23 protein-coding genes and 2 pseudogenes are annotated in these 22,948 nt (G+C 67.4%); 16 read left to right on the top strand and 9 right to left on the bottom strand.

What is annotated here, in order from left to right:
- Positions 1-605: 605 nt before the first annotated feature.
- The 3 genes and pseudogenes from LY41_RS11375 to LY41_RS11385 all read right to left on the bottom strand — a co-directional run bounded on the left by LY41_RS11375 (position 606) and on the right by LY41_RS11385 (position 3,996).
- Positions 606-1,769, bottom strand: a complete 1,164-nt coding sequence (locus LY41_RS11375; RefSeq protein ID WP_253863837.1) for an NADH:flavin oxidoreductase — start codon at positions 1,767-1,769, stop codon at positions 606-608.
- 11 nt (positions 1,770-1,780) lie between these two features.
- Positions 1,781-2,050: pseudogene (locus tag LY41_RS11380) on the bottom strand (AMP-binding protein); the annotation flags it as partial.
- 350 nt (positions 2,051-2,400) lie between these two features.
- Positions 2,401-3,996: a glycoside hydrolase family 32 protein gene (locus tag LY41_RS11385; protein WP_253863838.1), complete on the bottom strand. Its 1,596-nt coding sequence runs from the start codon at positions 3,994-3,996 to the stop codon at positions 2,401-2,403.
- Positions 3,997-4,774: 778 nt separating this feature from the next.
- Between LY41_RS11385 and LY41_RS11390 the strand changes: the two genes are divergently transcribed.
- Entirely contained in the window at positions 4,775-5,536 is a 762-nt protein-coding gene (locus LY41_RS11390) for a DeoR/GlpR family DNA-binding transcription regulator (protein ID WP_253863839.1), read from the top strand.
- Positions 5,537-5,856: 320 nt separating this feature from the next.
- Positions 5,857-7,281, top strand: coding sequence for a sugar porter family MFS transporter (locus LY41_RS11395; protein ID WP_253863840.1), 1,425 nt, complete (start codon positions 5,857-5,859; stop codon positions 7,279-7,281).
- Positions 7,282-7,436: 155 nt separating this feature from the next.
- On the opposite strand, the gene LY41_RS11400 is transcribed toward LY41_RS11395, so the two are convergent.
- Positions 7,437-8,438: an Lrp/AsnC family transcriptional regulator gene (locus tag LY41_RS11400; protein ID WP_253863841.1), complete on the bottom strand. Its 1,002-nt coding sequence runs from the start codon at positions 8,436-8,438 to the stop codon at positions 7,437-7,439.
- Between the two features lie 248 nt (positions 8,439-8,686).
- Between LY41_RS11400 and LY41_RS11405 the strand changes: the two genes are divergently transcribed.
- Entirely contained in the window at positions 8,687-10,195 is a 1,509-nt protein-coding gene (locus LY41_RS11405; protein ID WP_253864092.1) for an AbgT family transporter, read from the top strand.
- Positions 10,196-10,212: 17 nt separating this feature from the next.
- Positions 10,213-11,361, top strand: coding sequence for a M20 family metallopeptidase (locus LY41_RS11410; RefSeq protein WP_253863842.1), 1,149 nt, complete (start codon positions 10,213-10,215; stop codon positions 11,359-11,361).
- A 124-nt stretch (positions 11,362-11,485) separates the two neighbouring features.
- Here the strand turns inward: LY41_RS11410 and LY41_RS11415 are convergent, their stop codons facing one another.
- On the bottom strand, positions 11,486-11,926 hold the full coding sequence (locus LY41_RS11415; protein ID WP_253863843.1) for a hypothetical protein: 441 nt from the start codon (positions 11,924-11,926) through the stop codon (positions 11,486-11,488).
- A gap of 224 nt (positions 11,927-12,150) precedes the next feature.
- On the opposite strand from LY41_RS11415, the gene LY41_RS11420 reads away from it, so the two are divergent.
- Positions 12,151-13,425: an acyltransferase family protein gene (locus tag LY41_RS11420; RefSeq protein WP_253863844.1), complete on the top strand. Its 1,275-nt coding sequence runs from the start codon at positions 12,151-12,153 to the stop codon at positions 13,423-13,425.
- A 109-nt stretch (positions 13,426-13,534) separates the two neighbouring features.
- Here LY41_RS11420 and LY41_RS11425 read toward each other — a convergent pair whose 3' ends face one another.
- Positions 13,535-13,771, bottom strand: a complete 237-nt coding sequence (locus LY41_RS11425) for a helix-turn-helix transcriptional regulator (protein WP_253863845.1) — start codon at positions 13,769-13,771, stop codon at positions 13,535-13,537.
- Positions 13,772-14,022: 251 nt separating this feature from the next.
- On the opposite strand from LY41_RS11425, the gene LY41_RS11430 reads away from it, so the two are divergent.
- The 3 genes from LY41_RS11430 (at position 14,023) to LY41_RS11440 (ending at position 15,110) form a co-directional block, all read left to right on the top strand.
- The gene (locus tag LY41_RS11430) at positions 14,023-14,346 is read left to right on the top strand and encodes a hypothetical protein (RefSeq protein WP_253863846.1); all 324 of its coding nucleotides are present in this window, start codon (positions 14,023-14,025) and stop codon (positions 14,344-14,346) included.
- The gene (locus tag LY41_RS11435; RefSeq protein ID WP_253863847.1) at positions 14,343-14,585 is read left to right on the top strand and encodes a hypothetical protein; all 243 of its coding nucleotides are present in this window, start codon (positions 14,343-14,345) and stop codon (positions 14,583-14,585) included. Before LY41_RS11430 ends, LY41_RS11435 begins: the two co-directional genes overlap by 4 nt.
- Before the next feature lie 177 nt (positions 14,586-14,762).
- Positions 14,763-15,110, top strand: coding sequence for a signal peptidase I (locus LY41_RS11440; protein WP_253863848.1), 348 nt, complete (start codon positions 14,763-14,765; stop codon positions 15,108-15,110).
- Between the two features lie 26 nt (positions 15,111-15,136).
- On the opposite strand, the gene LY41_RS11445 is transcribed toward LY41_RS11440, so the two are convergent.
- The gene (locus tag LY41_RS11445; RefSeq protein ID WP_308292228.1) at positions 15,137-15,265 is read right to left on the bottom strand and encodes a hypothetical protein; all 129 of its coding nucleotides are present in this window, start codon (positions 15,263-15,265) and stop codon (positions 15,137-15,139) included.
- Positions 15,266-15,312: 47 nt separating this feature from the next.
- On the opposite strand from LY41_RS11445, the gene LY41_RS24070 reads away from it, so the two are divergent.
- Positions 15,313-15,696: a DUF6537 domain-containing protein gene (locus tag LY41_RS24070; protein WP_372493230.1), complete on the top strand. Its 384-nt coding sequence runs from the start codon at positions 15,313-15,315 to the stop codon at positions 15,694-15,696.
- Positions 15,697-15,725: 29 nt separating this feature from the next.
- A pseudogene (locus LY41_RS11450) lies at positions 15,726-15,953 on the top strand (hydroxymethylglutaryl-CoA lyase-like TIM-barrel protein); the annotation flags it as partial.
- 79 nt (positions 15,954-16,032) lie between these two features.
- On the opposite strand, the gene LY41_RS11455 reads toward LY41_RS11450, so the two are convergent.
- Complete coding sequence (locus tag LY41_RS11455) at positions 16,033-16,824, bottom strand: IclR family transcriptional regulator (protein WP_253863849.1); 792 nt, start codon at positions 16,822-16,824, stop codon at positions 16,033-16,035.
- Between the two features lie 155 nt (positions 16,825-16,979).
- Here LY41_RS11455 and LY41_RS11460 point away from each other — a divergent pair, with 155 nt between their 5' ends.
- Together LY41_RS11460 and LY41_RS11465 are read left to right on the top strand one after the other, a co-directional pair.
- A complete protein-coding gene (locus tag LY41_RS11460; RefSeq protein WP_253863850.1) occupies positions 16,980-17,693 on the top strand; it encodes a CoA transferase subunit A in 714 nt (237 codons plus the stop codon).
- Between the two features lie 9 nt (positions 17,694-17,702).
- On the top strand, positions 17,703-18,353 hold the full coding sequence (locus tag LY41_RS11465) for a 3-oxoacid CoA-transferase subunit B (protein ID WP_253863851.1): 651 nt from the start codon (positions 17,703-17,705) through the stop codon (positions 18,351-18,353).
- Positions 18,354-19,175: 822 nt separating this feature from the next.
- On the opposite strand, the gene LY41_RS24075 is transcribed toward LY41_RS11465, so the two are convergent.
- Complete coding sequence (locus tag LY41_RS24075; protein WP_372493195.1) at positions 19,176-19,445, bottom strand: Ltp family lipoprotein; 270 nt, start codon at positions 19,443-19,445, stop codon at positions 19,176-19,178.
- A gap of 86 nt (positions 19,446-19,531) precedes the next feature.
- Between LY41_RS24075 and LY41_RS23625 the strand changes: the two genes are divergently transcribed.
- From LY41_RS23625 to LY41_RS24080, 4 genes are all read left to right on the top strand, one after another.
- A complete protein-coding gene (locus tag LY41_RS23625) occupies positions 19,532-19,660 on the top strand; it encodes a hypothetical protein (protein ID WP_301296820.1) in 129 nt (42 codons plus the stop codon).
- Complete coding sequence (locus tag LY41_RS11470; protein ID WP_253863852.1) at positions 19,647-20,417, top strand: MerR family transcriptional regulator; 771 nt, start codon at positions 19,647-19,649, stop codon at positions 20,415-20,417. The genes LY41_RS23625 and LY41_RS11470 overlap by 14 nt, the downstream gene beginning before the upstream one ends.
- A gap of 88 nt (positions 20,418-20,505) precedes the next feature.
- Complete coding sequence (locus tag LY41_RS11475; protein ID WP_253863853.1) at positions 20,506-22,422, top strand: S9 family peptidase; 1,917 nt, start codon at positions 20,506-20,508, stop codon at positions 22,420-22,422.
- 145 nt (positions 22,423-22,567) lie between these two features.
- A complete protein-coding gene (locus tag LY41_RS24080; RefSeq protein WP_372493196.1) occupies positions 22,568-22,945 on the top strand; it encodes an endo alpha-1,4 polygalactosaminidase in 378 nt (125 codons plus the stop codon).
- The last annotated feature ends 3 nt before the right edge of the window (positions 22,946-22,948 follow it).

A 22,948-nucleotide genomic window follows, 5' to 3' on the forward strand; every position in this document is an offset into this window, starting at 1 on the left:
GTACGACGCTCCGTGGCCCTCGTGACCGGCGCCAGCCGTGGTATCGGCAGACAGACCGCGCTGACGCCGGCTCGCGAGGGCTTTGACGTCGGTCCGGGCTCGCGGCGGTACCAGTACGGTCGCCGAGCAGGCTGTTGCGACGAACACGTCGCACTCCGAGCGTTGCCGAAGCCCGGCTCCCTGTCAGGGAGATGCAGCACAAGCGCCGTGCCCCGGGCTCTTGACCTACCGGAATTCCCGATGACTCAACGGTCGCCGCAACAGATTGCGGCCACAGCATGCCGCAACAGGAGAAGGGAGTCGCTATGCATCGCTCACTCGGAGCTTCCCGGCCCCGGCGTCCTATGCGGACGGTGCGGAGAAGTGCGATGTCTCTGTTCAGAACAGATTCAATCTCGTCGGCCGGGATTCCGAGAGCCATGGGTCAGGGTGGAGCGATCCTGGTGAGGTGATCTCGGCGAGGTCGACGTGAGTCGGCCGCGTTGGAAATGGGTGAGCACGAGTGCGGCGTTGATGATGTCGGCGCTTATCTCCACCCCACCCGGACTCAGTCAGCAGGCCCGGTGAACGCACAACGGCATCAACCGGACCTCGCTGAGCTCCCCTCAGTACAGGATCTTCTCGTGGCGTTCCCGATCGAACTCCGGTAGCGGACGCCCTTCCCGGAGGGTGGTGGCCAGCCCGGGGTCGGCCAGATGCAGGCGGCCGATCGCGATCAGATCGAACTCCCCGGCAGTCATCCGCCGTTCCAGCTCGGGGATGTTGTCGACGGTCGGCACGGAACCCTTGAGCCGGCCCTCGCGCAGTGACCGCCCCAGCCCGACGCTGCCGACCGCCATCGTGGTGGCACCGGTGAGCTTCTTCGCCCACCCCGCCAGCGACAGGTCACTGTCGTCGAACGCAGGGATGTCGAAACGGCGGATACTGGCGTCGAGCACGTCCACGCCTGCGTCGACCAGAGGCCCGAGAATCACGCCCAGCTCGTCCGGAGTCGCTGCGATCCGCGCCGCGAAGTCCTGCTGCTTGTGCTGGGAGAACCGATACACGATCGGAGCACTCTCCCCGATGGCACGGCGGATCGCCTTGACGACCTCGACCGGGAACCGCGTGCGGCGGGTCAGATCCCCACCCCAGTCGTCGTTGCGCTGGTTGGTGCTCTCCCAGAGGAACGAGTCCAGCAGGTAGCCGTGGCCGCCGTGAATAGCGACGCCGTCGAAGCCGATGTCGATGGCGTTGGCGGCAGCCCGTGCGTAGGAGTCGATGACCGAGGCGATGCCGGCGTCGGTCATCGGCTCGGTGGGCACCTGTGCACGCGAGACGTAGTCGTCAGGGTATGAGGTGAGCCCGGGCGTGCCCCACAGCCCGGACGGGCGCATCGGTGTGCTCGCCGGATCGACCTTGCCCATCGCTCCCCACAGCGGGCCGACATGCCACAGCTGGGGGACGATCGTGCCGCCTGCTCCGTGCACCGCATCGATCACCTCGCGCCAGCCGGCCAGGACCTCATCGCCGTGCAGCCGCGGCACGTTCGGGCTGTCCACGGCCGTCGGGTCGTCGATCGCGACGCCTTCGGTCACGATCAGGCCGGTGCCACCTTCGGCGCGGCGGCGGTAGTAGTCGGCGACGTCGCGGCCGGGGACACCGCTGGGCGACTGTGCCCGGGTCATCGGCGACATGACGATGCGGTTTCCGAGTGCGACCGAGCGCATCTCCAGCGGCTGGAACAGGGGCGTGGCACCGGTCGAGTCGGTGCTGGGACTGGTGGACATCGCCTGCTTTCTTACCCCAGGCCCCGGTCACCGGGCAGCGGCTTCCCGGTGACCGGGAGTCCGCTCGCTGCATCCGGTCCGGGCGGAGCAGCATCGCGCCCACTGCGCTGGGGGTCGAGGCCCGTGTCCGCAACAACCACGCGCGGCCGGGTGTGCTCGACGGCGTAGGCGATCTCCTGCGGTGACCACCAGGCATTGAAGGCGACAGCCACCGCGCCGACCGACACCGTGGCCCAGAATGCTGTGACCCATTCCGGCGTGTTGGCGCCGACGATGGCGGCGGTTTTGCCGGAGGGTGCGTTGTGAGCAGGTTTCCCGCTACGGCCCCGGTGCGGGACCGTGCAGGGGGCGCTGCTGTCCCGGACGAGACGTCCTCACCGCGCGGTCGCGCCAGCTCGCTGTGCGCCGAGTCGACGCCGCCGATCGCGGCGATCCGCTCGCCGAGCAGGTCCTGCAGTGGTGTGCCGAGCGTGGCCACGGCCGTGGTGTTCATGGTCGCGCACGTGGTCGTGGCGGCTGTCGTCATCGCGTTGCCGGTCGGCCGGCCGGGCACTGGGCGTCGAACCCGCCGGCGCTGAACCCGGCGGTGCCGGCCCCGGCGATGATCACGTGCGGGGCCGGCACCGGGGCGTCATGCGTCGAGGTCGAAGACGTCCAGCGACTTCACCGTGACGTCACCGCCGGTGGCGAACGCACCTGCCCGGTTGTTGCCGTCGTCGGGGAAGACCAGGTCGGTGATCACGGCCTGACCGCGGTCCCCGAACACTTGCACGTTGGCCCGGTCGATCACGGCGCGGATCCGGAGGATGTCTCCCGCCGTGGTCAGGGCGACCGTGTGCCGTGCGGGGAAGGTGTCGTGGACCGTCGTCTGTCCGGAAGCGCGCCGGTCGACGAACAGTTCCTGCGTGCTGGCGTCGTAGCCGATGCGGGTGCGGCAGGAATCGCCCGCGAAGACGTCGAATCCGAACGTGGTCGCCGTCGCTCCGACGAGCTGGAATTCGGCGACGATGTCGAGCACCGTTCCCGAGAATTCGGGAGCTCCGCGCTGGTCGGAGACGGTGCCGTTCCAGGATCGCCGGTTGCGGCGCACCCGGTTCAGTTCCTTGACCGGCTGCTGCGCGAGCCGGGTTCCGGCCGTGGTGGAGACCAGTTCGAGTTCGCGCGGGACGGACATGCCACCGCGCCACGGAGACGTGGGGATGTCGCCCGCGTAGTTCCAGTTGCTCATCCAGCCCACCCATAACCTGCGGCCGTCGGGAACGTCCGACCAGGACACTGCGGCGTAGAAGTCCGATCCCTCGTCAGCCCACAGGACCTCGCCGGGTGCGTTGTCGGCGGTGAAGGTGGTGCCGTCGAAGTCACCCAGGAAGTACTGCATTCCCGAGCCACCCGCCGGTCCGCCCGGATTGATGCTCACGATGAGGACCCACTTGCTGCGGCGGTGGTCGCCGTCCACCGGTAGCTGGAAGAGATCGGGGCACTCCCACACGCCGCCGTGCGCGCCGTGATTCGCGCCGAACTCGCTGAGTTGCTCCCAGTGGAGGAGGTCAGGCGAGCCGTAGAAGCGGATGCGATCCCCCACGGCGATCGACATGACCCACCGGTCCGTCGGCGAATGCCAGAAGACCTTCGGATCGCGGAAATCAACATCGCCGGAGCTGGGGATCACCGGGTTCCCGGAGTATTTGGTCCAGGTGCGGCCTCGGTCGCTGCTGTAGGCCAGGCTCTGCTGCTGCGTGTCGCCCGCACTGGTGTAGAGCGCGACCAGACCGGGCTTGCCGCCGAAGAGACCGCTGGTGTCGTGGCGGTCGACCACGGCGCAGCCGGAGAAGATGGCTCCCAGTTCGTCGGGCTCCAGCGCCACCGGCAGGTGCTGCCAGTTCACGAGGTCGGTACTGACCGCGTGGCCCCAGGACATGTTGCCCCATTGGTCGCCGTACGGGTTGTGCTGGAAGAACAGGTGGTACTCGCCCTTGAAGTACACCATCCCGTTCGGGTCGTTCATCCAGTTGCGCTCCGGGGTGAAGCACACCGAGGGACGCCACTGCGACGTTTCCGAGTCGGTGCCGGTCGTCGTGGCTGCGGCACGGGCGGTCGGTGAACCGGGCAGGGTCGTCGTCACCCCCAGGCCGGCCAGAGCGCCGGCGCCGGCCAAGAAGCTGCGGCGCCCGAATGCTCGTTTCAGTGACTGTCGTGCATCGGTGGCGTTTCCAGCGAAGTGCTCCATCACTACCTCCTCGGTGTTCCTGCCGCCCGTGTGGGCATGCGGGAGTTCATGGGCGGTGTTCCTGCGGATTCCGGGACGGGGTCTACCGGTTCCTGCCGGGTGTGGGATCCGGGTCGTCGCGGGCGGCGTTCCACGAGGAAGCCGTGCCGGTGCACCGGGGGACCCGGCAGAGATGTGCTCGATGGTGGCGAGCCTGCAGTCACGCGATCCTCCTTGATCGGGAAGTGACGGCTTGTGCGGAGGGATGCCGCTCCGGAACTGGGTCGAACGGAACTGGGTCGAACGGAACTGGGGCGAAGGGCGGGAGCGGGTTCGGCGAGCCATGGGGCAGCCGGGCAGCCGGGTAGTTCCGTCCTCACGCCGCGCGTCGGGGTCGACAGGCCGCTCGCCGGCTGCCGGTGGTCGGCTGGCTCATGGATGCCCGGTTGGAGCCGGTTCGTCTTTGGTGCCGACTGATTGTGCTTGCTGCTGCCGGATTGTCAAGGTTGTGGAACCGGCTGACGGGCCTGCCGGATCCCGCGGGGCCGGGGAGCCCCGCATCACCGTCGTCGTCGGGGTCGCCGGTTCAGGAGTGCTTACGCGACGAACGTCGTGAGCACCGACGTCGCCGTCGACGCCGTTGTTCAGGCGGATTTCCGTGGGGTGTGCTGCTCGTTGTCGGGCCGCTTCGTAGCAGGCCGGGTGGCGGTACCGTTGTCCGGTTTGGCCGTGAGGGTTGACAAGCACGTAACAGCAGTCAAAATCAGGCAACACCAAAACACACCGGAGGGAAACGGGCATGTACGGCGCGGAGCGTCAACAGCTGCTGGCACAGCAGGTGCGCACGGACGGACGGGTCGATGTCACCGTCACGTCCGAGGAGCTCGGTGTCGCGCCCGAAACCATTCGGCGCGATCTCGCCGCGCTGGAACGGCAGGGACTGGTTCGCCGGGTCTACGGCGGCGCGATCCTGCTGGAACGGCTGGATTTCGAACCCGCGGTCAACGAGCGTGATCAGACCCGCTCGGACGAGAAGGACCGGATCGCGCGTGCGGCGCTCGACCTGGTGCCGCAACGCGGAACCGTGCTGTTGGACGCAGGGACCACGAGCAGCCGCCTGGCGGCGTCCCTGCCGCAGGGGCGGGATCTGACGATCGTCACGAACTCGCTGCCCATCGCCTCGCAGCTCGCCACCCGCTCCGATGTCAACCTGCACATGCTGGGCGGCCGCATCCGGGGCACGACACTGGCGACGGTCGAGTCGTGGGCACTCGACGTCCTGGACGGTCTGACCGTCGACATCGGATTCTTCGGCGCGAACGGCTTCTCGGTGGCGCGGGGGTGTACGACTCCGGACACCGCCGAATCCGCGGTGAAGGCAGCGATGATCCGGTCCTGCCGTCGCCGGGTGCTGCTCAGCGATCACAGCAAGTACGGCGACGACCAGTTCGCCCGGTTCGCCACGCTCGGAGAGATCGACGTCCTGGTGACCGACAGTGGTCTCGACGAGCAAGCCGTCTCCGAACTCAACGAGGCCGCGATCGAGGTGGTGCTCGCATGATCTCGATGCGCGCAGGTGCGGGACGGCACGACTCCTGCGCCTGCCGGACGGGCGGGTCGCCCCCGGCCCACCAGCGGCACGGAAAGCCCCGGTGCCTCCGCGGAAGGCCGTGACCCCGCGAAAGACCGTGGCCGCGCGAAAGACCGTGGCCGCGCAGAAGACCGTCGCCCGACGAAAGACCGTGGCCGCGCAGAAGACCGTGGCCCGACGGAAGACCGTGTCCCCGCGGCAGATCCGGTGGCTGCGCAGAACCGAACCCGGTCGATTCGCCGACTCCCCACCACGCTCCCCGTTCCCTTCAACGAGGAAGGTTTCCCGCCATGAACGATGCACCACCCCGGGCAGGTAATCCTGCCGGGAAACGACTGGCGCTACGCAGCGCCGTCATCGCCGCGCTCGGCGGCCTGCTGTTCGGTTTCGACACCGCCGTGATCTCCGGTACCACCGACGCACTGAAGGACGTCTTCTCGCTGAACGCGGGCGGCCTGGGCTTCACCGTCGCGACCGCCCTGATCGGCACCATCGTCGGTGCGGCCGCGACCGGGCTCTGGAAGCCGGCCGACGTGTTCGGGCGCAAGAAGGTCCTCTACGCGATCGGAATTCTCTACCTCGTATCCGCCATCGGTTCCGCGCTCGCGCCGGACTGGGGCACCTTCATGGCGCTGCGCTTCATCGGCGGCGTCGGGGTCGGCGCGGCGGCCGCGGTCGCACCGATCTACAACGCCGAGGTCGCCCCGCCCAAGCTCCGCGGCAGGATGGTGGGGCTGTTCCAGTTCAACATCGTGCTCGGCATCCTGCTGGCCTATCTGTCGAACTACGTCATGCTTCAACTGGCGCCGGAAGCGACGGCGTGGCGGTGGATGTTCGGTGTCGAGGCGCTGCCGGCGCTCGCGTTCGCACTGCTGCTCGTCCTGGTGCCGGAGAGTCCGCGCTGGCTGATGAAGGTCGGCCGGGTGGCAGAGGCCGACCGTGTGATCGAGGCGCTCGCGTCGGACCCGGAGGAGGCACGCCTCGCCCACAAGGAGATCACCGAGGCGCTCGAGACCGACGACGCGGAACAGCGCCCCAAGTTTTTCACGCGCCGCCACCGTAAGGTCATCTTCCTCGCGCTCGCGATCGCGGCGTTCAACCAGCTTTCCGGGATCAACGCGGTGCTCTATTACGCCCCGTCGATCTTCGAGTCGGCAGGGATGGGCGAGAGCGCCTCGTTCCTGAGCAGCGGCGGTGTCGGGCTGATCAACCTGATCTCGACGATGCTCGCCCTGTTCGTGATCGACAAGCTCGGACGGCGCAAGCTGATGCTCATCGGATCGCTCGGTTACCTGATCACGCTGGGCCTGCTCTCGGCGACCTTCCTCAGTCAGGGGGCGGACTTCTCCGGCACGGCCAGCATGTTCGTCGTCCTGCTGGTGATGCTGTTCGTCGCCGCGCACGCCTTCGGTCAGGGTGCGGTGATCTGGGTCTTCATCTCCGAGATCTTCCCGACCTCGATCCGGGCCAGGGGACAGGCGTTCGGTTCACTGGTCCACTGGGGAGCGGCGGCCGTCATCTCCTGGATCTTCCCGCTGCTGGCCGAGGTGGTCGGCGGTGGCATGGCCTTCGCCTTCTTCTTCGTGTGCATGGTCGGCCAGCTCGTCTGGGTGCTGGTGTTGATGCCGGAGACCAAGGGGGTTCCGCTGGAGAAGCTCAAGGGCGTGCTCGGAGTCGGTGACAGCCGGCCCGTCCACTCGGAGTCCGGCCGGTAGCGACAGGGAAACGCGCGACCAACGACGGTCTCCCCGGACGCGCACGTCCGGGGAGACCGCTGCTGTCCGGGGACATGGCGTCGACCGCCGCGACGCTCGAGCTTGCGCCCGAGAACGGCCGGCCGTTGTTTCCCGACGTCCCGATCGAGACGTTCTCACTGCGCGGCGGTGAGGTCCCGCCAGTATCGCTTGCGGACGTCCAGCAGGACCGACACGTCGAACGACAACACGCCGGGCAGCGCGCCGAGGTCGCCGGTCAGGAACTCGGCGAGGCCGTCCTCGTCGCGGAACACTCCCTGGTGGATCACCGACGAGTTGCCGCCGACGACGGAGACGTACCGCGCCGAGGGATGCCGGCCGAGTGATTCGCTGACGGCGCGGATGGAGCCGGGAGCCACGGTCAGTGCGACCACCGCTTCCAGTCCGTAGCCGAGCAGCCGGGGTTCGATCTCGACGCGTGGCCGCACGATGCCGCGTTCCAGCAGCTGGTGCAGCAGGCGGTAGGCGGTGGACTGGGTACTGCCGAGCTCCCTGGCCACCTGTGCCGCGGTGATTCGGCCGTGTTCACGCAGCAGTCGCGCCACGCGCAGCGCGTCCTCGGTGAGCTCGACGGGCGACTCGGTCCGCAGCTGTTCGGTCTCGGCGTGCGAGCGCAGTATGTCGAGCTGCTCGTCGGACAATCGGTGCAGCCGCCACGAGTCGGCCAGGGCCACACCGCGTAGCACCAGCTCGCTGTGCGCCGAGTCGACGCCGCCGATCGCGGCGATCCGCTCGCCGAGCAGGTCCTGCAGTGCGTTCCGTTCCGTGGCCTGCACGGCGCAGTAGACGTCGGCCCGGCCCGCGGTGGTGGCCACGAGCTGCGACTCCGGGAGCTCCGCGATGGTGGTGGCCACTTGCCGGCCGCGACCCGGTCCTGCGTTGACCCACACGTGCCACGGGTTGCCGTGCCCGGTCACCGACCAGTCGAGCTGCCCGATGACCCGGAGTACGCCGTCGGACTCCAGCCGCGCCATCCGTCTGCTGACGGTGCTGGACGAAACGGCGAGTGTCGAGGCGAGCGCGGCCAGCGGCGCACGCGGCGCGACCTGCAGTGCGGCGACGAGGTCGAGGTCCTCGGGTTCCAACTCCCCGGTGCCGGCCGAAGCGTCAGTGCTCATCGAATCCCCGATGCTGATCGATCCCCCCAGCGTTTCCCAATGCTCCGTGTGCTGTCCGTACCCCCAGCTTTCATCGAACGAAATTAGCACTCGAACCGGGTTCGGCGGTCGAAACGTGCGACACGCACTCGCAACTTGACCAAACCGTTCGTTAGCCTCTCTAATCAGGCGTGTTCCTCACCCACGGCGAATGGGGCCTCGTGACTTCCACGGAAACGAACGCGGTGCCGCCCGCGACCTCGCGGCCGATGCGGTTGCTGTTGCGGCTGCTCGGTGTCATCGAACGTGCCGGCAACAAGCTGCCGCACCCGTTCTGGCTGTTCGTGCTGATGGCGGGCGTCGTCATCGTGCTCAGCGCCGTATTGGACGCCGTCGGTGCCTTCGCGATCTCGCCCGCCGACGGCGAGCGGGTCGAGATCACGAGCCTGCTGTCCCAGGCCGGTCTGCACCTGATGCTCGGCGAAGCCGTCGACAACTTCGCGACGTTCCCTCCGCTGGCGCTGATCGTGGCGGTGATGCTCGGCGTCGCGGTCGCCGAACGCAGCGGCCTGCTCACGGCGTTGCTGCGGCGCACCGTGACCCGGGTGCAGCCGAAGTACCTGACGTTCGCGCTGTCGCTGGCCGGGATCTCCGCGAGCGTGGCCTCGGACGCCGCCTACGTCGTGCTCGTGCCGCTGGGCGCGCTCGTGTTCAAGGCGGCCGGGCGCAGTCCGATCCTCGGTCTCGTCGTGGCGTACGCGTCGATCGCCGCGGGCTACGACGCCTCGGTGTTCATCACCGCGGGCGACGTGCTCTTCGCCGGGATCACGACGAGCGCCGCCGAGCTGGTCCAGCCCGGTTACGTCGTCAGCCCGCTGGCCAACTACTTCTTCACCGCGGCCTCGGCGATCGTGCTCGCGCTGGTGATCACCGCTGTGACCGAGTTCGTGCTCACGCGGCGGGCGCAGAGCATCGAGGTCGACGGGGACGGGGTCGACGAGGAGCTCGGCTCGATGAACCTGTCCGACGCGGAGCGCAAGGGTCTGCGCAACGCGGGCTGGACGCTACTGGGCATCGCCGCAGTGGTGGCGCTCGCGCTGATCCCGCCGGGTTCGCCGGCGCGCGGCGAGGACGGCGGGCTGCTCGACTCGGCCGTGGTCACCGGTATCGCCGTCGTGCTCGGGCTGACATTCCTGCTCACGGGATACGTCTACGGCCGCACCACCGGCAGCCTGACCAGAGCCCGCGAGATCCCCGTCGCCATGGCACAGGGCGTGCGCGACCTGGCGCCCGTGATCGTGCTGTTCTTCGCGGCGAGCCAGTTCATCGCCTACTTCAAGTGGACGAACATGGGCGAGGTCGTCGCGATCCGCGGTGCGGAGCTGCTCGAGGACGCGGAGGTGCCGACGCTCGTGATGTTCCTCGGCATGCTGGTCGCAGCGTGCGTCATGGGCGTGCTGCTGACCAGCGGGTCGGCGTTGTGGACGCTGATCGCCCCCGTGTTCGTGCCGATGTTCCTGCTGCTGAACGTTCCGGCGGAGACGACACTCGCGCTGTACCGTATCGCCGACTCGGGCACCAACCTGATCAGCCCGATGAGCCCGTACTTCGCGATGGCGCTCGGCTTCCTGCAGCGGTACCGGAAGCAGGCCGGTATCGGGACGTTGATGTCATTGACGTTGCCGATCGCGCTGAGCGTGATGACGGCGTGGACGTTGTTGTTCCTGGCCTGGTGGGGAATCGGTATCCCGCTCGGGCCCGGCGCACCCGTGCGCTGACGAGAAGGGGAGAGAACATGTCGGAGTTGACCATTCACGGCTGGGCCGAGCGTGCCTTCCCGGAGATGACCGCCGATCTGCGCACGCTCGTCGAGCTGGAAACCCCCAGCGACGACAAGGCGCTGCTGAGCGCGGGGATCGCGGCGATCGAGCGCTGGCTCACCGAACGGCTCGGTGAACCGGGCGAGCGGCGGATGCACGACGGCGGGAAGTACGGGGACGCGCTGGAGGTCTCCTATCCCGGCACCGCACCGGGAACGGTGCTGGTGTTGTGCCATTACGACACCGTCTGGCCCGAGGGAACGCTGGCGGAGTGGCCGCTGACCGTCGACGGCGACCGCGCGAGCGGGCCCGGCGCGTTCGACATGAAGCTCGGTCTCGTGCAAGCGGTGTGGGCGTTGCAGTGCCTCAGCGAGCTCGGCATGCCGCGTCCGACGGTGCGGCTGCTGCTCAACGGGGACGAGGAGATCGGCAGCCCGGTCGCGCGGCCGATCATCGAACGCCTCAGCGAGGACGTCCTCGCGACGCTGGTGTGCGAGGGGGCGGCGGACGGCAACCTGAAGACCGTGCGCAAAGGTGTCGGGCTGTTCGACGTCACGGTCGCCGGTGTCGAGTCGCACGCGGGACTCGATCCCGACGCGGGTGTCAGTGCGATCCACGAGCTCGCGCGGCTGGTCGGTCAGATCGCGACGTTCGGGGACCGGGAGCGGGGCACCACCGTCAACGTCGGTCTCATCGAGGGCGGCACGGGGTGCAACGTCGTCGCCGGGTCCGCGACGTGCGGCATCGACGTTCGGGTGTCGGAACCGGACGAGATGGCCAGGATCGATGCGGCGTTCGCGGCGTTGCGGACGTCGGACTCCCGGGCGAGCGTGACGGTTACGGGCGAATGGAACCGGCCGCCGATGGTGCCCAATCCCGGTTCCGAGGACCTGTTCGGCATCGCCGAGGGGGTCGCGGTCGAGGCAGGCTGGGAGCTCGGCCAGGTCGGTGTCGGGGGAGCCAGCGACGGCAACTTCGTGTCGGCGCTGGGCAGGCCGGTGCTGGACGGGCTCGGGGCGGTCGGCGGCGGTGCCCATGCGCGGCACGAGCACGTACTGCTCGACCACGTCCCGGGCCGCACGGCGCTGATCGCGGGCCTGCTCATGGCGCTGGCGGGGACGTGACCGGGCAGCCGCCGCGCGAGCCGCGCTGTGGCCGGGGCAGTCGCCGAGCTGTCGGTGACCATCCCGGCCGTGGTGATCTCGATGGCAGCGCCGGTGTCCTTCAAGGAGCCGGGGTTGGTCGTGGTCACCAGACTTCTTCGTTGATCAGGCTGGAGGTGTCGATGCCGTACGCTGCGTTGTAGTCCCCGTTCCACACGTGTAGGTCGCCGAAGACCGGCTGGCACATCGCGGATACCGCCGCGTCCTGGAGGGCTTGGTGGGGCAGCGCGACGATGTAGGGTTGCAAGAAGCGGATCACCTGTCCGGTCTCTTCCGGCTCATGCCGCAGAATGTGCCGCAGCACCCTGCGCCGGGCAAGGTGGTACGGACCGTCGGCACCGGCCGAGGTCGCAGCACTGCGCTTGGCGCGCCGTCGCACGGCTTTCCCGGTAATGCGGTAGGCACGCGCCAGCCGATCCTCCGGCGCGCTGCCGTCGGCAGCACTCCCGTCCAGCAGCAGGAAGACAAACCGGACCAGTTGCTCGTAACGGTCGCTGTCAAGGTGGTCCGCCGCTCTCGTGAGCATCGCCCGGAGTGTAGCGGCACGCCGAGCCGGCCCGGGCACTCGGTTTTCAGCCGGGATCCCGCCTCTCTCCGGAAAATCCACGGCGTTGTTCGACGCACGCACCGTCGCAGGTAATCGGGCACGACTGCGACATGATCGGGACACGATACGTGCCGCATCCGGACATTCGATCGTGAGCATGGAGACGTACTCGACACCGACACAGGGACTGGAGTTCGTCTCACATGAGCCAACCGCGAACCACCCCACGATGGCGCGCCCACATTCCACACGGGCGGCTACTCGGCATCGACGTTCTCCGCGCGCTGGCGATACTCGGCATGGTGTGGACCCACTTCGCACTGTCCGGATGGGTGAGTCCGGGGCAGGGACCCGAGACACCCGAGGTGCTGGACTGGGTGAACGGACTCGTCCATGTCCGCTCCCGGGAGATTTTCTTCCTGCTCGCGGGCGTCACCGTCGCACTCGCCACGGGCGGAGCCGCCCCGCACCGTGGGCGGACACTGGCCGGAAGTTCGCTACGCATGCTGGTGCGCGCGGTGGTGTTGCTGATCCTCGCGCTGGTGCTGGGCGAACTGGGATCGTGGGACATTCAAATCCTGCACTACTACGCGCTGTGGCTCGTGCTGCTACTGCCGTTGACGCTGCTGCGGGCGCGGACACTGTTCATCACCGCGGGGGTGCTGGCGCTCGTCGCGCCGGTCGGCAAGCTCCTGCAGAACAACCTGAACCTGTTCGAACCGGACATGTCGGTGATGATGCGGCTACAGGAACACCAAGGTTTCAGCTTGCTCCTGCACCCGGGAGACTGGCTGCCGACGCTGCAACACGTCCTCGTCGGCACCACCCCGACGGCGCAGGACACGATCGCCGTGCTCCCGTTCCTCGTGCTGGGACTCGCACTGGGCAGGCTCGACCTTCGCGAGCACGCAGTGCGCACACGACTACTACGTACAGGCGGCGCCACCGCGCTCGGCGCCGTCGTCGTCTCACTCGCGGCGATGTACCCGTTCGGCACAGCAGGCATTGTCAATGCCGCCGGTGAACCGGACGCCGCCGGCAACGCCCCCGCGCCGTGGCAGGAACTGGTCACACTCGGATCGCCCGGCCCCGCGCACACCATGTTCAGCATCGTCGAATACGTCGGAACGATGGGCCTGATCGCAGCGCTGCTCGGCGGACTCCTCATCGCCGTGGACCGGCAGGCGTGGCGCCGCCTCCTCTGGCCACTCGCCGCGTTCGGAAGTATGGCGCTGACCTGGTACTTCGCGCATTTCCTCATCCTGGACTCCAGCATGTTCACCACCACACAGGGCATGCCAGCCAACCGCACGCTACTGGCGTTCGTCGTGTTCGCCGCCGTCGCGCTCGCCGGTTCCGTGCTGTGGCGGTTGTGGGCGGCACGGGGGCCGCTGGAGTTCCTGCAGCACCGGGCCATCGGGCTCGTACCGCAACGACAGCCCGCGAAGCAGACGGAGCCCGAACCCACCGTCCGGTAACGCACCCTGTCACCCCGCGACCCCTCGGGAGAGCTGTCAGCCAGCGGTGTGCCGGGTCGACCGCCAGAATCGGTGCCCCGGCACACCCTGTTCACCCCTCGGTTTTCACTCATGCCGTCACGGGGGCCGCGATCTCACCAACCGTGTCGAACAGCGCGTGCAGTTGCTCGGGGGTCTGCAGCAGGAGGCGTGCGAGTTTCGGGCGGAGGTAGGGCAGTGGTGTGTAGTCGCCTGCTTCCCAGCGGATGACCGTGGATCGGTCGATGTGCAGCGCAGCGGCCAGGCTTTCCTGGGTGTGGCCCGCAGACTTGCGTGCGGCCGCCAGGTTCGTTCGTCGACCGGACATCGTGGGGCCTCCCCTCAGCTTCCGGGAGCCATATCGGCAAGAGTGTGTTTCCGCAGGTCAGTTCGCTGAGTGCAACATTTGGGCTGCGAAGGTCCGTCGTTTCTGCTCTGGGACCCCGCCCGCTGTGGCGTTTGGGTTGGTCGCAGGCGCCCGGTGCCGGGATGTTCCTGCCGGAGACGGACCTGTTCCCCGACGCCGATGTCCGCGCGGTTTTCCCCGGCGCCGGGTGCTTCCACAACGGAGGAGGGGCGATGGCACCGGTAAGAGCCACGATGACCGGCACAGCAGCGACACACGACGAGGACACGGCGGCGACCTGGATGACCTGTGCGCCCGATTTGGTCGAGCACGTCGTCACCGACGAGTCGTTCGCGGCCGGGCGTAGCGAGGGCGTCTTCGACAGCGTGTGCGGGGCACGCGTCGTTGCGGCGTCGATGCTCAGCGCCCCACGCACGAGATGCTCTATCTGCAGACATCGCGTAACCGCACCGCACTACTACTCGGACGACGAAGGCATGACACCGCGGCAGAAGCCCGGCCGGGTCCGGCGACTTCTCGGGAGGTGGTTCCGATGACTCCGTCGGAGCCACTGTTGCGGTTCGTCCGTCCGCTTCCCGGGACGGTGGGTGAGACGCAGCGGGTCTGTCACGTCGTCCCGGCCGACCGGGACGCAGCGGCGCCACCGGACGTGCTCGTCGCTTACTGCCGCGTGCAGCTGTCACGCGAGCGCGTCGAGTTCCTGTCTCAGGTTCAGGGACAGCCGTGCTTCCTGTGCCTCGTTCGCGTACTCGCCCCGGAGACGGTTGACCGGTAGCGGCGGGCGGCTGCCCCGTAGCGCTGATCCGCGTGCGCCCCGGAACTGCTGGTCGAATCGATCAGCGGGGTATCGTGGAGCAGCGCAGGATTGTTCGCCTTGCTGCACGGTCGAAGGAGGCCCGCCCGGATCGGCGGACAGCGCGTGAAGCTGCCGTCCATCGCAATGGGGAGTCACGTGACCGAGAGCTGGCACACCGGCAACGCGGCCGACGACGGCGCCGGCACGCGAGGCCGGCTCGTGGGCCACTTCCTCGACCCTTCGCACGGCGTTCGCTCCACCGGAGACGTCGAGATCAAATGGGCGAACCATCCGGAGGGCGACGAGCGTCCCGAGTGGACGGACGGCGACCAGCGGACCACCCTCGTCCTGCTCATCAGCGGCCATTTCCGTGTCGAGTCGAGCGAGGGTGCGGCCACGTTCACGCAGGCCGGTGATTATGCGATGTGGGGGCCGGGTGTGGACCACACGTGGCATGCGCTGGCCGATTCGGTGGTGCTCACCGTCCGGTGGCCGTCCGCCTGAGGCGAGCGTGAGCGTGGCTTCATCCCTCATCGAGGAGCCATGCTCAGCGCGCCGTCGAGCCGGATGGTTTCGCCGTTGAGATACCCGTTTTCCGGAATGCTGCAGGCCGAGTGGCCGAATTCTTCGGTGTCGCCGAGGTGGGACGGGTTGGGCACGGACCCCTCGAGCGACGCGCACCTCGCCGTCCAGCCGGGGCGTGTCCATGATCCTCGGTGCGAAACCTGCAGGCATACAGGCGGGGACGGCAGTACGTGGCCGATCCGCCGCGCTTCGCACCGCCGACGAGTACGAGGTCGCCCGATTGGCGCTCGTTTCGGCGACCGACGCCGAAATCGCTTCCCGATTCGGCGAAGGCGCCGTCACGGCCTGGCCTCTCCACTCTCCGCTGCTCAAAGCCATGGGCATGAAGCGCAAGCCGCGGCTGGGGTCATGGTTCCGGTCCGCGTTCACGGTGCTCCGCGGGATGCGCCGAATGCGGGGAAGGACCATCGATTGCCGGCGGTGCCGGTCAGCCTCCACGTCGGTCTTGCCCATGACCACGAACACCGCCGCATTGGGGGATCGCGCTGGTCCGGTTGCGCCATAGCCAATGGATAGAGGCACAACTGGCTCGGGGTGCAACGCGGGATCACCATCATCGACGCCAGTGCGGGTGGTCTGGGCGGCTGCCCCTACGCCGGCAGTGCGACAGGCAACCTCGCCACCGAAGACCTTGTGTGGCACCTGCACGGACTCGGCATCGACACCGGTATCGACCTGCAGAAGCTGGTGGATACCAGTGCGTGGCTCGCCGGATACATGGGCCGGACGTGCCTGGCGCGCACTGTCGCCGCACTGACCTGACTCTTGTGCGAGTCACAGGGTCCTGGGTCGGCCTGCCTCTGATGTCCGTTTGCTGTGGACGGTCCGGAGGGTGGTGGTCTCACCCTCGTTTTCCGGGCTTCGCGTTCGGGGTGCTGAGGTGTTGGCTGAGGATGTGGGCTTCGTGGAGGAGTAGTGCGCCGAGTTCGGGTTGCCGGGCGGGTGTGAAGCGGGATTCGATGCCGGTGAGTGTGAGGGCCCAGGAGGGGCGTCCGGCGGGGTCGAACACGGCGGCGGCCATGCCCCAGCTGCCTTCGACGACGAGGCCGGGGTTGACCGCGTATCCCTCGTGGCGGGTGCGTTCGATGCGGGCACGGATGTCGTCGGGGGAGTGGGCCTGCCCCCAACGGTGGGTCAGATCGGTGCGGTCGAGGTAAGAGTCGATCTCGGAGTCGTCGAGGAAAGCGAGGGTGACGAGTCCTGCTGAGACGACGCCGAGGGGGAATCGGGCGCCTTGGTAGAGCACGAACGAGCGGATGGGGAAGTCGCCGTCTTCGCGGATCAGGCACACGGTTTCCTCGCCGCGTAGTGCGGAGAAGAAGGCGCTTTCGCCGGTTGCTTCGGCCAGTCGGTGCACGCCGGCGCGGGCGTGGTGGGTGACGTCGTAGCGGTTCCCGGCGGTCTGGCCCAGTAGGTAGAGCTCCGGGCCGAGAAACCAGCGGCCGGTCCGCTGGTCACGGTCGACGAAGCCTTCTTCGGCCAGCGCGTTGAGCAAGCGGTGCACCGTGGGTCGTGGGAGGTCGGTGTCACGAGCCAGGTCGGCGGTGAGGGCGCCGCTGTCGTTTCTGGCGGACAACGCGCGCAGCACGCCTCCGACTCTGCCGACCAAGTGTGCGTTCGACGCTTCGCGCATGGCTCGATCGTAGGCGTTCACTGAGTGAACGCACAGGAACAAGCGCGCTCGGTGGGCGATCACTTTAGGGCGGATCTACCTCGACATATTGCCAAACAGCGAGCGAGTCGCTGTACTTCTCGCCGTTCGCTGTTCGGACACAAGGAGGTGGTGAGGTGTCGAAGCTGCGTGTTGATGCGCGGGAGGCGCTGGCCGATGTACTCGTGGACGGGATGACGCTGGCTGTCGGCGGGTTCGGTCTGTGCGGGATCCCGAACGACCTGATCGAGGTGGTGCGGGACAGCGGGGTGACCGGGTTGACGGTGGTGTCGAACAACATGGGCGTCGATGGCAAGGGCCTCGGGATTCTGCTGGAGAACAAGCAGGTGGCCAAGGTGATCGCGTCGTATGTGGGGGAGAACAAGCTGTTCGCCCAGCAGTTCCTCGACGAGACTCTGGAGGTGGAGTTCGCGCCCCAGGGCACGCTGTCGGAGCGGCTGCGTGCCGGCGGCGCGGGTATCGCGGCGTTCTACACCCGTGCCGGGGTGGGAACGCCGGTGGCGCAGGGTAAGCCGCTGGCCGAGTTCGACGGGCACCTGCACGTCCAGGAACGGGGGATCGTCGCCGACGTGGCGCTGGTGCACGCGCACACGGCGGACCCGGCGGGCAATCTCGTCTATCGAGCCAGTGCGCGGAACTTCAACCCGGTGGTGGCGACCTGTGGCCGGGTGACGGTGGTGGAGGCCGAACACCTCGCCGGTGAGTTCCTCGACCCGGAACGGGTCGTGACGCCGGGTATCTACGTGGACCGCCTGGTTCGAGCGGCGCCGCGTGTCAAGGACATCGAGAAGCGTACGGTGCGCCCTCGCGCCGACGTGCCGACCGACTAGGAGCTGCTGATGGCTTGGACACGTGACGACATGGCGGCGCTCGCGGCCGCCGAGCTGCGCGACGGTGATTACGTCAACCTCGGGATCGGCATCCCGACCCTGGTCGCGAACCATGTGCCGGACGGGGTGGAGGTGACGCTGCAGAGCGAGAACGGCCTTCTCGGTGTCGGGCCGTTCCCGGTCGAGGGGGAGGAAGACGCCGATCTGATCAACGCCGGGAAACAGACGGTCACCGTCAACCCCGGTGCCAGCTATTTCGACTCGGCCGCATCGTTCGGCATGATGCGCGGTGGGCACATCGATATCGCCGTCCTGGGTGCGTTGCAGGTCAGCAAGCATGGCGATCTGGCCAACTGGGCGATCCCGGGGACTCTCGTCAAAGGGATGGGCGGTGCGATGGACCTGGTCGTCGGAGCCCGTCGCGTCGTCGTGCTCACCGACCACGTGGCCAAGGACGGCACCCCGAAGATCGTCGACGAGTGCACCCTGCCGCTGACCGGCTCGGGCGTCGTCAACCGGATCATCACCGACCTCGCGGTGCTCGACGTGACCGCCACCGGCCTCCGACTGGTCGCGCTCGCCCCCGGCGTCACCGAAGACGAAGTCCGGGCCGGCACCGGCGCCCCGATCGCGGAGACGACCGTGGCCGGTCACGGTTGACCGCCGAACGAGGCAATGCCGCGTTCAGCCAGGCGCGCCGGCGTCCTACGCGTAAGAGTGATCTTTGAGCTCCTCCCCGCTTGTCCGGAGGCGTTGGCACACCAAAGTCTCCGGCATCACGGGGGTTCCTCAGTGACTGCGAGGCCACGTATTGCGGCGCCCGTACGAAGGTCTTCTCGATCTCGTCCAGGCTCGTGCGGTATCGGTCCGGCGGGAGGTAGCCCTTCTCGCTCAGGGGAGGTGTCAACGAGTCCCACTCCGCAGTTGGGCAGTTGTGATACCTGGGGCACAGCTGTAGCGAGTAGGGGCTCGCTACCGGATGCGATCAGGCGATATCCGACCGCGATATTTCGGCCACGGGCGTGAACGCTGCCCCGACACGGTCGGAGTCCGGAACCGCCAGGGCGGGACGCCAGCCGGGCATGCGCACCGATGGAGTCGCTGCGTGATCACGATCGGGCGCCCGTCGCATGGCACGTCCGGCCGCTCGTTCGAGGCATGTCGCGAACATGACTGGGTAGACAAAGGGCCCCTGGCGTTCAACGAGGGGGAGGTGGAACGCCAGGGGCGCCGAGAAGGATGACACACCGGCCGGCGGCCACGATCCCCGCACTCTCTCCGGAGGGTGCGGGGATCGTCTCGTGTCTCGGGCAGGTAGTGGTGTACACCCTGCGCACGAGTGGTGCGCGGTTATGGGCCGGTATTTGTCCGTCTCCGGGTGTGGCCGGCGCTGTCCAGCATTCCGGGTGGTGTGGGGCCGCCTGCCCGGCCGGGAGCGAGGGGTGTCACCGGGCGGGCAGACGAGATCACCGGCAGACGAGATCACGGACAGCCCCTGGCCTGCTCCCTGGTGAACTGATCTCCAGCGGGGCTGGACAGTTGCTGGATCAGTCTCGAGCACGAGAAGGACGTGGCATCGGAGCCCGACTGTCGGTGCGGACATGGCTGTCGGCGGGGTTCGTCATCACCACCGTGGGGTTCGCCCTGATGGCCTCGCTCCAGTCCCCGACGGTCGTGTTCGCCGGAGCGGCGGCCTTGGATCTCGGAAACTCTGTGGTCGGGGCGGTGGCTGGTGTGCTGCAGATCCAGCACACCCCGGCGCTCTCCGTGGACGAGTGCCCAGCGTCAAGACAGCCCTGCTAACGGTCGCTGCACCGGCGAGGATTGGGCTGGCAGGTGTGCTCGCCGAGATCGGCTCACCGCTGCTGGCGGCGGTGAGCGTCACCGGGGTCTGGATCCTGGTGCTAATGGCCGTGCTTGCCTCGCGCGATCTGGAATCGAAGGAGATACTCGATGCTCAGCAGTGAACTCGCCGATCTGGCCGGCGTCACCGTGCGCACGCTGCGCCACTATCATCAGATCGGCCTGTTGCCCGAGCCGCCGCGATCTGACGGAGACTACCGACAGTACGGCATCGGCGATCTCGTGCGCGTGCTGCGGATCACAAGGCTCACGGCGTTGGGAATTCCACTGTCCGAACTCCCCGCGGTGCTGGACGACCCCACCGCTGCCGGTGAGCTCCTCAACGAACTTGACCGCCAAGCCGCGGCCGAGATCGAACGACTCAGCGCCCGCCGAGCCAGCATCGACGTACTGCGCCGCACCGGGGCACTGCCCGATCTGCCGCCGGAGCTCTCCACCTGGCAGTCGGCTCCCGATCCGGATGCCCCCAAGGACATGCTCCAGTACGAGCATGAGCAGCTCATTCTGCTCGGACACCTACTGGATGACGACGGTCGGGCAGGTCTAGCCGCCCTGCTCAATGCCTCAGAAGACAGCAGGACGACCTCCGCCTCGCTGACGGCACGCTTCTATGCCCTCGATGCCGACGCACCAGACCACGAGGTCGAGACGCTCGTTGACGATTGGATCGCCCACCTCCGACCACTCCTGGCACACACAGACGGCTTATCGTCTCTCAGCCCTCGAGCCCCCGCACTCCTGGACCAGTTGAACGAACACCGTCTCAGGCCGGTGCAGCACCGCGTCCTGCGTACCCTCCAGTGGCGCCTCACTCATTCGGGCGACACCTCACCGGTACGCAGCCGCACAACACGAGAATGATCTTAATCACGGCCACTGCGCTTGAGTATGACGCGACGTCGGGGATTTGACTGAGACTCATCGCACCCGCCGATCGGAAGGGAATGCCATGACAACTGTTCCCGCACTGTTCTCTGTCGAAGACTTCTTCGCACCACCCACCCGCAGCCGCGCCGTACTCTCCCCGAACGGGACGCAGATCGCCTACCTCGCCCCTTGGCGCGGCCGGCTCAATGTTTTCCTGCGTGACGTGGACTCAGATTGGTCCACTCCCGACCTCGACGACGACTCGGGCACTCTGAACGCCCGCCGTGTCACCTCCGAGACACGGCGCAACATTGACCTGTTCTTCTGGAGCGTCGACGGGCGTTACCTGCTGTTCCAACAGGACACCGACGGGGATGAGAACTGGCATCTGCATCGCGTCGACCCGGCGCGACCCCAGCAGCCTGCCGTTGACCTGACTCCGTACGAGGGCGTGCGACTCATCGGTACGCAACTGTCGCCGGACCAGCCCGAGACTGCGTTCGTGCAGCTGAACAAACGGCGTGCCGATCTGATCGACTTCTTCAAGCTCGATCTCACAAACGGTGACCTCACCCGCATCGCCGAAAGTTCCGGCGACGTGATCTCGTGGCTGCGTACACCGGAACGAGTGCTGGCCTTCACTATTGGGGAGGGAGGCGAACACATACTTTCGGAGTGGTCCGCTGACCAGACGCGCACGATCGCCCGTTTTCCCTCGTCAGATATTCTCCTCGGCATCCTCCCTGTTGTTCCTACCGCGGACGGCACAGGGTTGTGGATCGGGTCCTCACGCGGCTCGGATCGCACCCGGCTGGCCCGTCTTGATCTGAATACCGGTGAGGAGACAGAGGTGGACAGCCATCCGGTGTTCGATCTGGATACTCCCCGGCCGGAGACTGATCCACGGTTCGCCTCCTCGCTGATCCTGCATCCAGCCACCGGTGACCTCCTCGGGGCTCGGTATCTCGGGGAGCGTCAGGAAATCCACGCTCTCGATACACACTTCGCCGAGGTGCTGCCTCACCTGGCCGAGCTCTCGGACGGGGACCTCTCCCATGTCTCGTGTGACACGACAGGACGGCGCTGGGTCGTGGAGTTCACGCATGATCGCGACCCTGGCGTGACCTGGTTCTATGATCACACCTCGGCAGAGGCGCGCCATCTGTTCCACCCCTTCCCCCACCTCGATCCCAAGCAGCTGGCCCCTGTCACCCCCATCGCCATCACGGCCCGTGACGAACTCTCCCTGCCCTGCCATCTCACGTTGCCGCTCGGCATCGAGCCACGTGGCCTGCCAACCGTGCTGCTCGTCCATGGCGGGCCGTGGTACCGCGACAGCTGGGGATACGACCCCGAGGTGCAGCTTCTCGCCAACCGTGGATACGCGGTGCTGCAGGTCAACTTCCGTGGATCCACCGGATATGGCAAAGCCCATCTCGACGCCGGAATCGGTGAGTTCGCCGGGCGCATGCATGACGACCTCATCGACGCTCTCGACTGGTCGATCCAGCAGGGACACACCGACCCGGAACGAGTGGCAATCTACGGCTGTTCGTACGGTGGCTACGCTGCGCTGGTCGGAGCCTCCTTCACACCCGATCGGTTCGCCGCAGCGATCAGTTACACCGGCATGTCAGACCTCGTCGACCTCGTCGAAGGGGTCGTACCGTTCGCTCGCCGAGCCGTCGAGAACAGCTATCTGCGCCACATCGGCGATCCTGAGATCCCCGAACAAAGAGCAGACATGCTCGCACGCTCACCCATCAGCCGTGTCGACGAAATCACCTCCCCGGTGCTGCTGATCCACGGCGCCCACGACGTCCGTGTTCACCGCCGCAACGCTGACCGCATGGCCGAGGCGCTCCGCGCCCGCGGCGCGGACGTCGAATACCTACTCAACGAGTCCGAAGGCCACTGGTTCATCAACCCGGAGAGCAACATTGAGTTATACAGCCGGCTCGAGACCTTCCTGGCCAAGCATCTAGGAAGAGATGCATGAGGGCTGAAGATCATTGATGCTCACACCACCGGGACGCGTCGAAGTGTCGCGTCGCCGGCATGCGATCTGAATCCGCCTTCTCCATGAGCTTCAGAGACTCAGCGCCGGGTAATCGGTGTAGCCGCGTTCGTCCCCCGAGTAGAAGGTGAAGCGGTCTGGGCCGTTGAACGGCCCGCATGAGAGACGAGGCGGGGTCGATTTCGCAGTCGCAGAGGAGTGTGCCGCCTACAACGAATGCACAGCGTACACGGAGGTCTACGGCGACGCGGTCATCGACATCGAACATGCGGACGCACTCCCGAAGTTTCGCCGAGATGTGCCAAGACAGGGCATCACCAGGACCGATGATCCTCCGAGACCGCGACCTCGTCACCCCGATGACGACGACTGCGTCTTCCAGACCTGCACATACCAACACCCGAGAACTATTCGCCGCAGGCAACCTCGCAACCCCAGGCCATTCGCTGCTCAGTTGAGAACCGCGGCAGCTCCTCAAGGTCAACGCGAAGCCGAAGCTCGTTGACAG

The sequence above is a fragment of the Prauserella halophila genome (genome assembly GCF_024171895.1).
Taxonomy (GTDB): Bacteria; Actinomycetota; Actinomycetes; order Mycobacteriales; family Pseudonocardiaceae; genus Prauserella; species Prauserella halophila.